Annotated in this window: 7 protein-coding genes; 5 read left to right on the top strand and 2 right to left on the bottom strand. The window is 71.8% G+C overall.

The features are described 5' to 3' along the window. Positions 1-94 precede the first annotated feature (94 nt). From ACIGDI_RS31290 to cimA, 3 genes are all read left to right on the top strand, one after another. Positions 95-1,375 carry a TolB family protein gene (locus ACIGDI_RS31290; protein WP_399903592.1) on the top strand — a complete coding sequence of 427 codons (1,281 nt, stop codon included), beginning with the start codon at positions 95-97 and terminating at the stop codon, positions 1,373-1,375. A gap of 7 nt (positions 1,376-1,382) precedes the next feature. After that, the gene (locus tag ACIGDI_RS31285) at positions 1,383-2,492 is read left to right on the top strand and encodes a WD40 repeat domain-containing protein (protein ID WP_399903589.1); all 1,110 of its coding nucleotides are present in this window, start codon (positions 1,383-1,385) and stop codon (positions 2,490-2,492) included. 305 nt (positions 2,493-2,797) lie between these two features. Then, positions 2,798-4,402, top strand: a complete 1,605-nt coding sequence (gene cimA / locus ACIGDI_RS31280; protein WP_399903586.1) for a citramalate synthase — start codon at positions 2,798-2,800, stop codon at positions 4,400-4,402. A gap of 31 nt (positions 4,403-4,433) precedes the next feature. On the opposite strand, the gene ACIGDI_RS31275 is transcribed toward cimA, so the two are convergent. Together ACIGDI_RS31275 and ACIGDI_RS31270 are read right to left on the bottom strand one after the other, a co-directional pair. Further along, the gene (locus ACIGDI_RS31275; protein WP_399903583.1) at positions 4,434-5,801 is read right to left on the bottom strand and encodes an oxidoreductase; all 1,368 of its coding nucleotides are present in this window, start codon (positions 5,799-5,801) and stop codon (positions 4,434-4,436) included. A 66-nt stretch (positions 5,802-5,867) separates the two neighbouring features. Next, positions 5,868-7,733 carry a ricin-type beta-trefoil lectin domain protein gene (locus ACIGDI_RS31270; protein WP_399903580.1) on the bottom strand — a complete coding sequence of 622 codons (1,866 nt, stop codon included), beginning with the start codon at positions 7,731-7,733 and terminating at the stop codon, positions 5,868-5,870. Between the two features lie 126 nt (positions 7,734-7,859). Here ACIGDI_RS31270 and ACIGDI_RS31265 point away from each other — a divergent pair, with 126 nt between their 5' ends. Together ACIGDI_RS31265 and ACIGDI_RS31260 are read left to right on the top strand one after the other, a co-directional pair. Further along, positions 7,860-10,874, top strand: coding sequence for a glycoside hydrolase family 3 protein (locus ACIGDI_RS31265; RefSeq protein WP_399903577.1), 3,015 nt, complete (start codon positions 7,860-7,862; stop codon positions 10,872-10,874). Positions 10,875-10,920: 46 nt separating this feature from the next. Further along, positions 10,921-12,273, top strand: a complete 1,353-nt coding sequence (locus tag ACIGDI_RS31260; RefSeq protein WP_399903575.1) for a hypothetical protein — start codon at positions 10,921-10,923, stop codon at positions 12,271-12,273. Positions 12,274-12,284 lie beyond the last annotated feature (11 nt).

Here is a 12,284-nt window from a genome sequence, read left to right as displayed (position 1 = left end):
CAGCCGCCCGGGTTGTACGTAATGGAGCGGATTGACCCGGGGTGCCTGGTGCGGTTGCATCCGTTCGAGCCGACGAGAATCCAGGGGGACTTCCATGCGTCTCGCATGTCGTACGGCTCTCGGCGCGGCCCTCGTGGCCGCGCTCGCGGGCACCGCCGTCGCACCCGCCGCGGCACACTCGGCACACCGTCACCCGTCCACCACCAGGGTCAGCACCGGCCCGCACGGCCGTGAGGCGGACGCCGCGTCCGCCGAGCCCGCGCTCAGCGCCGACGGCCGGTACGTGGCCTTCGTCTCGGCCGCCGACGACCTGGTGCCCGGTGACACCGACGGTGTCGCCGACGTGTTCGTCCACGATCTGCGCACCGGCCGCACCGAGCGGGTCGCCGAGGGCCCGGCGAGCCATCCGGCGCTCAGCGGCGACGGCCGCCACGTCGTCTTCGCGACCTCGGCGGCACTCGCCCGGGGCGACGACAACGATGCCGACGACATCTACGCCCTCGACCGCCGCACCCACCGCACCGAACGCGTCAGCTTCGGCCACCCCACCAGCTGGGGCGCCAACAGCATGCCGGCCATCAGCGCGAACGGCCGCGTCGTCGCCTACGTCACCTCCGCCCCGGACGTCGTCCCCGGCGACGACAACGGACGCGACGACGTCGTCGTCCACGACCGCCGGACGGGCGGGGACGAACTCGTCCAGTACTCGACCTCCGGGGTCCTCGGTTCCGCCGACGCCCTGTTCCCCTCGCTCAGCGCGGACGGCCGCTACGTCTCCTTCGACACCCCGGCCCTGCTCGTCCCGGACATCGTCGTGTCCAAGACCAGGCTGGTCTACGTGCGCGACCGGCGCACCGGGACCACGGAACTGGTCAGCCGGCCGACGAAGTACGACTACAAGTCGTACGCCGACGCCTCCTCCATCAGCGGCGACGGCGGCAGGGTCGCCTTCGAGTCCAGCCTGTACTCACTCGTCCCGGGCGACACCAACAAGGCCCCGGACGTCTTCGTGTACGACCGGGCGGCGCAGACCACCGTCCGCGTCAGCACGGCGGCCGACGGCACCCAGGCCGACGGCCCGAGCGCCGGCGCGAGCCTGAGCGCCGACGGGCGCCGTGTGGCGTTCACCTCGACCGCCGACAACCTCGTCCCCGGAGACACGAACGGCGTCGCCGACATCTTCGTCAAGGACCTGGCCACCGGCGCGGTCTCCCGCGTCAGCCTCGGAGCCGACGGCGCTCAGGCCGACGGCGCCTCCACCGCCGTGTCCCTCGACGCCCACGGTCGCCGCGCCGCCTTCCCCTCCACGGCCACGAACCTCGTCCCGGACGACACCAACGGCGTCGCCGACGTCTTCGTACGGAAGGTGGGGTGAGCCGGCGATGAGACGACTCGTGCGGACCGCCGTGGCGGCGGTGGCGCTCGCCCTGACCGCCGCCGTGCCGACCGCCACCGCCGCACCCGGCGGCCCCGGCGTCGAGCGGGTGGACACCGGCAGCGACGGAAGCCAGTTCAGCACCTACGTCTACGGCGGCCCGGTCAGCGCGAACGGCCGGTTCGCGGCGTTCACCGCGACCGGCCCGGCACCGGACTGCCCGGCGAGCGGCAGTGGCTGCGTGTACCTCAAGGACCTGCGCACCGGGGCGCTGATCCGGGTGCCCGACACCCAGTACTACGCGAGCGGGCCGCTGCTCAGCGCCGATGCCCGGATCGTCGCCTACTCCTCGGGCAACCGCTTCACCAAGCCCTACGTCCACGACCGCGCGACCGGCAGGACCCAGCAGTTGTGGCCCGCGGACGGCGGCGGCCGCTACGAGCTGGGCACCGCGCAGGCGGTCAGCGCGAACGGCCGGTACGTGGCGTACACCATCGGCAGCCGGACCCCGCCCGAGTACGAGAGCGTGCTGTACGTGCGGGACCTGGTCACCGGCACCGACACCCAGGTCCTGGCGCCCCCGCTGGAGGGGCAGTTGACCGGCGTCATGCTCAGCGCGGACGGGCGGACCCTCGCGTACGGGATGCTCGTGCCCGGCGGCTTCGATCGCACCGGGCGGGTCTACGTCGAGGACCTCGACTCCGGCGTCACCGTCCGCGCGGACTCCGACGACTACGGCGACTCCACGCTCGCCGCGCTCTCCGCGGACGGCCGGCGCGTGGTGATCGGCTCCCGGTCCTACCCGGACGGCGTGACGAGCGCCCGCCTCGTCGACCTGGCCGGCGGGCACGTCCGCAGGCTGGGCCTCGACGGGGTGCTGCCCGTCGCCGCGGACCCCGCCGCGCGGCACGTCCTGCTCACCGACGACACCTACGCCCTGTCGCTGCTGGACGTGCGCACCGGCGGCCGCCGGACCGTGACCACGTCCGCCGCCCTCGCCGTGCCCGGCTCGGTCTCCAGCGGCGGCCGCGCGGTGGAGTTCCGCTCCGAGGCCCCCGACCTGGTGCCGGACGACACCAACGACGTCGCCGACGTCTTCGTGAGCCACCCGGGCTGAACACACGGAGTTCGCATACTGAGACGACCGGTGAGCACGGGGGCGGTCTGTGCCAGACTGCCCCCGTGCTCTCGTTCGCCATGATTATTGGCAGCAGGCGCGCCGGTCCGCAGTGACCGCCACGTACGACCAGGTACGGGCGGACACCGTCGTCCTCGACCCGCGCGCAGACCTCTCGCACCCGCGAGAGGTTTTTCGCATTTCTGGCCCACCTGCAGCCGGAGGCACAGCGCGAGGGATCATTGGAGGACGGTGGAGCCGGTCATTCCGGTACGACCGAGATCCAACACAGGAGCCTTGACACCATGACCGAAACCAGCGAGCTCGACGATTCGTTCCACGTCTTCGACACGACCCTGCGCGACGGCGCGCAGCGTGAGGGCATCAACCTCACCGTCGCCGACAAGCTCGCGATCGCACGGCACCTGGACGACTTCGGCGTGGGCTTCATCGAGGGCGGCTGGCCCGGCGCCAACCCGCGGGACACCGAGTTCTTCGCCCGCGCCCGGCAGGAGATCGACTTCCGGCACGCCCAGCTCGTCGCCTTCGGCGCCACCCGCCGGGCCGGAGCCAAGGCGAGCGAGGACCCGCAGGTCAAGGCGCTCCTGGACTCGGGCGCCGAGGTGATCACGCTGGTCGCCAAGTCCCACGACCGCCATGTCGAGCTGGCGCTCAGGACGACGCTGGACGAGAACCTGGAGATGGTCCGCGACACCGTCTCGTACCTGGTCTCCGAGGGCCGCCGCGTCTTCGTCGACTGCGAGCACTTCTTCGACGGCTACCGCGCCGACCCCGAGTACGCGAAGGCGGTGGTACGGGCGGCATCCGAGGCCGGTGCCTCCGTCGTGATCCTGTGCGACACCAACGGCGGCATGCTGCCGGCGCAGGTCCAGGCCGTGGTCTCCACCGTCCTGGCCGACACCGGTGCCCGGCTCGGCATCCACGCCCAGGACGACACCGGCTGCGCGGTCGCCAACACCCTCGCCGCCGTGGACGCGGGCGCCACCCACGTCCAGTGCACCGCGAACGGCTACGGCGAGCGCGTCGGCAACGCCAACCTCTTCCCGGTCGTCGCCGCCCTGGAGCTGAAGTACGGCAAGAAGGTGCTGCCCGAGGGCAAGCTGCGCGAGATGACCCGCATCTCGCACGCCATCGCCGAGGTCGTCAACCTCACCCCCTCCACCCACCAGCCCTACGTCGGCGTCTCCGCGTTCGCCCACAAGGCCGGCCTGCACGCCTCGGCGATCAAGGTCGACCCGGACCTGTACCAGCACATCGACCCCGAACTGGTCGGCAACACCATGCGGATGCTGGTCTCCGACATGGCCGGCCGCGCCTCCGTCGAGCTCAAGGGCAAGGAACTCGGCGTCGACCTCGGCGACGACCGCGAGCTGGTCGGCCGGGTCGTGGAGCGCGTCAAGGATCGCGAGCTCAAGGGCTACACCTACGAGGCCGCCGACGCCTCCTTCGAACTGCTGCTGCGCGGCGAGGTCGAGGGCAGGCCGCTGAAGTACTTCGAGGTCGAGTCCTGGCGTGCCATCGTCGAGGACCGCCCCGACGGCACCCACGCCAACGAGGCCACGGTCAAGCTCTACGCCAAGGGCGAGCGCATCGTCGCCACCGCCGAGGGCAACGGCCCGGTCAACGCCCTCGACCGCGCGCTGCGCGTGGCCCTGGAGAAGATCTACCCGCAGCTGGCCAAGCTCGACCTCGTCGACTACAAGGTCCGCATCCTGGAGGGCGTCCACGGCACCGAGTCCACCACGCGCGTGCTGATCTCCACGTCCGACGGAAGCGGCGAGTGGTCCACGGTGGGCGTGGCCGAGAACGTCATCGCGGCCTCCTGGCAGGCGCTGGAGGACGCGTACACCTACGGTCTGCTGCGGGCCGGGGTCGAACCCGCCGAATGACGTGGCCCGGTGGCGGGCGCGGCGCCCGGCGTCAGCCGCGGCTGAGCGTGCGCGTCACACCCGCCACCACCGCCGTCGTCAGGATCCAGCCGACGCCGACCAGCCCGTACGCGAGCGCCTGCACGCCCGCCTCGTTCCAGTGCCAGTCGCCGCGCATTCCCAGTCCGCCGACCGGCACCAGCAGATCGAGGGTGTACACGACCGGGTTGAACGGCGCGCCCTCTCCGGGCTTGTTCGGTACGGGCGTGTACGCGTCGAAGACGAGCGAGGCGATCAGTGTGAGCAGCGCCAGCCACAGCCCCGCGAGCCACGGCCGGTAGCCGTACCCGACCGCGCCGTCCAGCAGCCATCCCCAGGTCCGCCCCGCCGGCCCCAGCGTCGCCCGCCGGCACCGCTCCCGTACGAGCAGCACGCGCCGCGCCTCGTCCTCGTGCCCGGACCTGCGGTAGTGCGAGGCGAGTTGTTCATAGGGCTGGGGCGCGTAGACCGGCTGGCGGCCCAGCCAGGCGAGGCGGTTGGTGAGGTCCTCGCGCCGGGTGGCGGCGGTCTCGCCGAGCCAGTCGTACGTCAGCCCGTCCAGCCCCAGCGACAGCGGCCAGGTCGCCGGGTCGTCCTGGAGGCGGGACGCGTGCGCGGTACGCAGGTTCACGCTGCCCGCCGGCCTGCGCGCGAACCGCAGGTCGAGCGCCCCCACCTGCATGCCCACGCACATCAACGACGAGCCGGAGCCGAGGAGTTCGGCGTCGTTGAACGACACCAGGTCCTCTGCCCGCACCCCGCGCAACCGCACCCTGCCGTCGGCCCGGAACCCGTGCGCCAGCCGTACGGTGGACGCCTTCAGGGCGTCGCCGTGGAACGCGAACCGCTCCGGATCCCCGACCGTGATCCGCGCCCCGCGCATCCACAGGCCACCCGTCAACTCGGCCCCGGGGAAGCTCACTTCGCCCTCGGCGACGAAACCGTCCTCGCAGAACACGCCGCCCCGCGTCACCAGACCGCCGCCTTCGAGCGCTGTTCGCCCCGGCGCGATCAGGTGCGCCCCGTCGAGCCGCAGTCCGCCGGCGATGTCCGCGTGCACCAGGTCGACGGCACTGCCGAGGCCGTCGGTCTCGCCGACGGCCGACCGGCGCAGGTCGAGCCGGCCGCCGACATGGGCGGTCGAGGCCCGCAGCCCCGGCAGTACGCAGTCCACCAGCTCGAAGGCGAGCGTGCTCGCCCCCTCCAGCGTCACCGGCCCGTCGAACCGGCACCCCTCGAACCGCACGGCCCGCCGTATCCCGGCCCCGTCGAGCCGGAGTTCCCCCGTGACGCGGGCGTCGCGCAGCAGATACGGCCGCCCGCCCGCGCCCTCGTCGAGGATCTCCCGCCTGACGCGGTCGGCGTCGACTGCGCTGCTCACGGCTCTCCTCGCGGCGGTCGAATGGGCCTCCAGATTATGCCGGGGACGTGGACGGGGGCCGGGCCCCTACTGAAGTCTCCACTTCTGGTTGGCGGCGCCCGTGCAGCTCCAGATCTGCGCGCGGGCCCCGTTCGCCGAGGAGTTGTCGGTGACGTCCAGGCACTTGTCGGCCGCGGTGTTCACGACGTCCCCGGTGGAGGAGTTGTACGACCACTGCTGTGCGCCGGTGCCGTTGCAGTCGTACAACTGCACCTTGGCCCCGTCCGCGGTCGAGGCGGAGGTGACGTCGAGGCACTTGCCCAGGGCGCGGATCGACCCGTCGCCCTGCACGGTCCACTGCTGGGCGGTGGAGCCGTTGCAGTCGTAGAGCTGGACGGCCGTGCCGTTCGCGCTCGAACCGCCCGCCACATCCAGGCACTTGCCGGCCAGGCCCACGAACGCGCCGGTCGTGCCGCCGCCGCCGGACTGCGTGCCGTTCCAGGTGAAGGTGGCCGAGGTCTTGCCCGGCAGGGAGTAAGTGGCGTGCTGCGAGCCCCAGTCGATGGTCACCGTCTTGGCGCCGGCGGCGTCGTTGTACGCGATCAGTGCCTTGGAGCCGTCGGGGTTGCGCCAGGCCACGTTCGGCACGCTCGTGGAGGCGGTGGAGGCGATGCGCTGGGCGCCGGGCCGGACGAACTTGGTCAGCTGGCCCATCGTGTAGTACTCGACGGTGTAGTCGACGGTCCCGCTCGCGCCGTCGCCGTTGTGCACGGTGATCAGCCCGGTGCAGGTGCCGCAGCCGCCGTTGTGCGGGCCCATGTTCTGGTCCACCGCGAGGGACCACTTGGTCACCGACTTCGCCCAGTTGCGGGTGTAGTCGATGATGTTGTTCATGTCCTCGCGCTGCTGGTTGGCGATCCAGGTGCCGCCGGAGTGCTCGGTGCCGAACGCGTCCAGGTTCGGGTACTGGTTGTGCACCGCGGTCTGCTTGGAGACGTCACCGCCGTAGCCGTGCCAGGCGATACCGCCGAAGTTGGGGTGGTTGCGGATCGCCGTGTCGTCGACGGACGCCGCCGCGTAGGAGTCGTAGACGTCCCAGTTCCAGTCGTGCGCCAGGACCTTGGTGGACAGGCCGGCGGACTGGAGCTTCGGCAGCAGCTCGCTCTTGAGGAAGTACTGGATGCCGGAGGCGTTCCAGCTCATCGACGGATAGCCGGAGCAGCAGGTCGGCTCGTTCTGCGGGGTGACGTAGGAGACGTTCACGCCCTGGCTCTTGTACGCCTGGAGGTACTTCACGAAGTAGTTCGCGTAGGCCCCGTAGTCCTCCGCCTTCAGCCAGCCGCCGTTGAGCGAGCCGCTGTCCTTCATCCAGGCCGGAGCCGTCCATGGCGAGGCCATGACAGTCAGAGAGGGGTTCAGCTGGAGCGCCTGCCTGGTCAGCGGGACGACGTCCGCCAGGTCGTGGGCGATGGAGAAGCCGTTCAGGTTCGGGTCGCTCTGCCCGGCCGGCACGTCGTCGTAGGTGTAGCCGTAGCGCGCGAGGTCCGAGGCCCCCATCGGGTTGCGCAGGAACGACAGGCCGATGCCGTCCGTCGGCGAGAACAGCTTCCTCATGGTGGCGTCGCGCGTGGCCTGCGAGAGCGCGCCGCTGGAGTTCATCAGCCAGGCCGCGGTGTCCGTGAAGGACGCGCCGCCGCCGGTGAAGGTCTGGTACCGGGTGTTCTCGTCGACGGTGATGTTCTCGCCGCCGCCACCCGTCCCGGCCTGGAAGGCGAACGGCGTCTGCGGCTGGAGTCCGCGCGTGACATGGCGTCCGGCGGAGTCGTCGGTGGTGGTGAGCCAGGCGGTGACCTGTTCACCGGCCGCGTGCGCGGCGGGAACGGCCGCGGTGAAGCCGGCCGCCGAGAGCACGCCGGCCAGCAGCAGCCGGAGCGCGTGGGGGGTTCTTCTCATGGGGGTGCATCCCTTCCTGACGAGACGTCTTGACGGGTCTGCGGGGCCTTAGTTAACTCACGGCGTGATCTAAGTCATGAGTGAACAGCTCGAGCCAGAGTGAACCAGAGAGTCGAGGGAAGGTCCATGCCAAGAACCGCCCTGCTCGCCTCCGTGGCAGTGCTCGCCGCACTGCTGACGCCGACCGTGTCCCAGGCGGCCGACGACCCCGCCCCCGTCCCCGTCGACCGCTTCGAGGGCGAGGTCCCCTTCGCCTCCCAGCCGGCCGAGGGCATCTTCACCTGGGGCGGCGACAGCGACGATCCGCCCGCTCTGCGGCTGACCGACAGAGCCGACGCCCCCGAGGGCGCCAAGGTTCTCACCGGCACCTACGACATCAGCGGCTACGGCGGCTTCACGCACGACTTCGCCGCCACCGAGCCGGGCCACGACTGGTCCGCGCACAAGGGCATCCGCTTCTGGTGGGACGGCCAGGACAACGGCAAGAAGATCGCCTTCGAGATCAAGGACGGCGGCGCGAACGGCGAGGCCTCCGAACTGTGGACGACGTCCTTCACCGACGACTTCACCGGCTGGAAGCAGATCGAGATCCCGTTCACCGACTTCCAGTACCGCACCGACTACCAGCCCGTCGGCGGCATCGACCACGTCCTCGGGCTGACCTCGATGTGGGGCTACGCCCTCACCCTCCCGGTCGGCGTCAACGGCCGATTCGCCATGGACGACGTGGAGTTGTACGGCAAGGCCGACCAGTCCCTGCGCGCCTCGGTCACCGCCGACTCCGCCGTCCACCTGGTGCGGGAGGGCGGCACGGCCACCGTCCGGCTCACCGTCGCCACCACCGGCTCCGTCCCGCTGGACGAACCCGTCACCGTCACCTACGAGACGGCCGCGACGGGCACCGCCGACCCCGGCAAGGACTACACCCCGGTCTCCGGCACCCTCACCTTCCCCGCGGGCACCGCCTCCGGCGCGACGCGGACCGTCAAGGTCGCCACCCTGCGCGACAAGTCCGCCGAGACCGCCGAGACGATCCCGCTCGAGCTCACGGTCACCGGCGCCAAGGCCCCTGCCGAGAACCCGCAGGTCGTCATCGACGCGCACGGACTGCCCTACCTCGACGCCAAGTTGCCGGTGAAGAAGCGCGTCGCCGACCTCCTCTCCCGCATGTCCCCGGCGGAGAAGGCCGGGCAGATGACCCAGGCCGAGCGCGGGGCGGTCGGGGAGGGCGCCGACGTCACCGGCTACGACCTCGGTTCACTGCTCTCCGGCGGCGGTTCGACCCCCACGCCCAACACCCCCGAGGCCTGGGCGAAGATGATCGACTCCTTCCAGCTCCGGGCGCAGGCCACCCGCCTGCAGATCCCGCTCGTCTACGGCGTCGACGCCGTGCACGGCCACAACAACCTGGCCGGCGCCACGATCATGCCGCACAACATCGGCATCGGAGCCACCCGCGATCCCCAACTCGCCCAGCATGCGGGTGCGGTGACGGCCAGTGAGGTCCGTGCCACCGGCGTCCCCTGGGACTTCGCCCCCTGCCTCTGCGTCTCCCGCGACGAACGCTGGGGCCGCGCCTACGAGTCCTTCGGCGAGGACCCGGCCCTCGTGGAGTCCATGGAGACGATCATCCAGGGCCTCCAAGGGCGTTCCGACGGCAGGGACCTGAGCCGCGCCGACAAGGTCCTCGCCACCGCGAAGCACTTCGTCGGCGACGGCGGCACCGAGTACGGCTCCTCCACCACCGGCACGTACACCATCGACCAGGGCGTCACCAAGGTCACCCGGCAGCAGCTGGAGGCCGTCCACCTGGCGCCGTACCGGACGGCCGTCGACCGCGGTGTCGGCACGGTCATGCCGTCCTACTCCTCGCTGGACATCCTCGGTGACGGACAGGGGCCGGTGAAGATGCACGCCCGCGCCGACATGATCAACGGCGTGCTCAAGGGCCGTATGGGCTTCGACGGGTTCGTCATCAGCGACTGGAACGCCATCGACCAGCTCCCCGGCGACTACCCGGCGCACGTCCGCACGGCCGTGAACGCGGGCGTCGACATGATGATGGTGCCGTACTCCTACAAGGACTTCACCGCCACCCTCCTCGACGAGGTCCGGGCCGGCCGGGTCAGCGGGAAGCGGATCGACGACGCCGTGTCGCGCATCCTCACGCAGAAGTTCCGCCTCGGACTCTTCGAGCACCCCTGGGCCGACACCGCGAACGCCTCCCGGATCGGCTCCGCCGCACACCGGGCCGTGGCCCGGCAGGCGGCCGCCGAGTCGCAGGTCCTGCTGAAGAACGCGCACGGCGTGCTGCCCCTGAGGAAGAACCAGAAGGTCTACGTCGCCGGCTCCAACGCCGACGACCTCGGCAACCAGACCGGCGGCTGGACCATCACCTGGCAGGGCGCGTCCGGCACCCACACCAAGGGCACCACCATCCTCGACGCGATGCGCAAGGACGGGGACGTCACCTACTCCAAGGACGCCTCCGCGCCCACCTCCGGCTACGACGTCGGCGTGGTCGTCGTCGGTGAGACGCCCTACGCCGAAGGCGTCGGAGACGTCGGCAACGGCCACGACCTCCAGCTCTCCGCCGCCGACAAGGCCGCCGTCGACAAGGTGTGCGCCGCCATGAGGTGCGCGGTGCTGATCGTCTCCGGGCGCCCCCAGCTCATCGGGGACCGGCTGGGCGGGATCGACGCCCTGGTGGCGTCCTGGCTGCCCGGCACCGAGGGCGACGGCGTCGCCGACGTGCTCTACGGCAAGCGGCCCTTCACCGGCCGACTGCCCGTCACCTGGCCGAGGTCGGAGGCCCAGCTGCCGATCAACGTCGGTGACGCCTCCTACGACCCGCAGTTCCCCTACGGCTGGGGCCTGACCACCCTGACCAAGGTGCCGCAGGGCGGAGAGGGAACCCTCAGGGCCCTCGCGGCGGCAGCGGCCGTCGCCGAGCGGGCCGGAGCGGACAAGGCGGGCCGGGCACTGGTGGCCAAGGCCCGGCTGATCGTCCAGCAGAAGGCGGGCCAGAACATCACACCGGCGGTCGCGAAGCCCTTCGCCGACGCCGACCACCTCTCCCTCACCGGGCGCTACGGGGCCGCCGTGCAGCGCCTGGAGACGGCCTGGAAGGCGGTGGACTGACCTGCGCCTATGACCGGCTTTGGGGGGCTTCGGGTAGCTTCGAACCATGAAGGCCGTCGTACGGACCCGAAGCCTCCCCGGGCTGCTGCTGGCCCTGGTGATCGTCCTGCTGACCGTGACCGCGCCCCGCGCCCAGGCCACGACCGGCATCTCGACGATCGCCGACGCCCTGCGCAGGAGCCCGGTCTACGTCGATCCGGCGGCCTCCGCCCAGCTGTCCGCCGGCGACGCCGACGCCCTGGCCAAGAAGATCAGAGACGCGGACAAGCCCCTGTTCGTCGCCGTCCTGCCCGCCGACTACCCGACCCGGAACCTCTTCACGAACCTGCGCACCGCCACCGGCATCACCGGCCTCTACGCCATCCGCCTCGGCGACCGCTTCGACGCCCGCGCCGACTCCTCGGTCCTGCCGCGCACCGCCGTGCAGAACCTGGTCGGCAGCGTGCAGGGCGAGGATGCGGCGGCCCAGCTGAACGACTTCGCCGACCGCGCCCTCGCCAACATGGGCGGTTCGGCGCCGAGCAGCTGGGGCTCCTCCGGCGGCGGAGGCGGGCTGTCGTCCACCGCGCTGATCACCGTGGGCGTGGTGCTGGTTGCAGGGGGCGGCGGCGCCTACGCGCTCGTACGCCGCAACAGGCGCCGCCGGGCCGAGGAGCGGCGGGCCGCGCTGGAGCGGCTGAGGGTCGTCGTCGACGAGGACATCACGGCCTTCGGCGAAGAACTGGACCGGCTCGACTTCCACCCCGCCGAGGCCGGCGCCGACGACGCCATGCGCGCCGACTACGAACGCGCCCTGGACTCCTACGAACAGGCGAAGGCGTACATGGCCGCCGCCACGAAACCCGAGGACGTCCGGTCCGTCACCCAGGCCCTGGAGGACGGCCGCTTCAGCCTCGCCCAGCTCGCCGCCCGCCGCGAGGGCCGCCCGCTGCCCGAGCGCCGGCCGCCGTGCTTCTTCGACCCGCGCCACGGCCCGTCCGTCGTGGACGCCACCTGGACGCCGCCCGGCGGCGCCCCGCGCGAGGTGCCGGTCTGCGCCGCCGACGCCACCCGCCTCGCCGACGGCCGCGACCCCGTCGTCCGCGAGGTCGACACCGACTACGGCCGCCGCCCGTACTGGGACGCCGGCCCGGCCTACGGCCCCTGGGCGGGCGGCTACTTCGGCGGCGGGCTGCTCCCCGGCCTCCTCGTCGGCACCCTCCTCGGCAGCATGATGGCGACCCCGTCCTACGCGGCCGACTACGGCTCCGGCTATGGCGACTTCGGCACCGGCGGCTACGACGGCGGTGACGTCTCCGGTGGGGACTTCGACCCCGGCGACTTCGGCGGCGGCTTCGGCGACGGCGGGGGAGGCGGAGGGGACTTCGGGGGAGGCGGGGACTTCGGCGGGGGATTCTGACGCCGGGGTTC

It is taken from the genome of Streptomyces sp. NPDC085900 (genome assembly GCF_044540925.1).
In the GTDB taxonomy this organism is placed as follows: Bacteria; Actinomycetota; Actinomycetes; order Streptomycetales; family Streptomycetaceae; genus Streptomyces; species Streptomyces gilvifuscus.
The sequence above is the reverse complement of the archived record's forward strand: the minus strand, read 5'-3'. Positions and strand labels throughout refer to the sequence as shown.

Excerpts from the sequence above, each read along its gene's own strand:
- ACIGDI_RS31290 (WP_399903592.1), top strand. The coding sequence starts at position 95 with ATGCGTCTCGCATGTCGTACGGCTCTCGGCGCGGCCCTCGTGGCCGCG.
- ACIGDI_RS31285 (WP_399903589.1), top strand. The coding sequence starts at position 1,383 with ATGAGACGACTCGTGCGGACCGCCGTGGCGGCGGTGGCGCTCGCCCTG.
- cimA (WP_399903586.1), top strand. The coding sequence starts at position 2,798 with ATGACCGAAACCAGCGAGCTCGACGATTCGTTCCACGTCTTCGACACG.
- ACIGDI_RS31270 (WP_399903580.1), bottom strand. The coding sequence starts at position 7,733 with ATGAGAAGAACCCCCCACGCGCTCCGGCTGCTGCTGGCCGGCGTGCTC.
- ACIGDI_RS31265 (WP_399903577.1), top strand. The coding sequence starts at position 7,860 with ATGCCAAGAACCGCCCTGCTCGCCTCCGTGGCAGTGCTCGCCGCACTG.
- ACIGDI_RS31260 (WP_399903575.1), top strand. The coding sequence starts at position 10,921 with ATGAAGGCCGTCGTACGGACCCGAAGCCTCCCCGGGCTGCTGCTGGCC.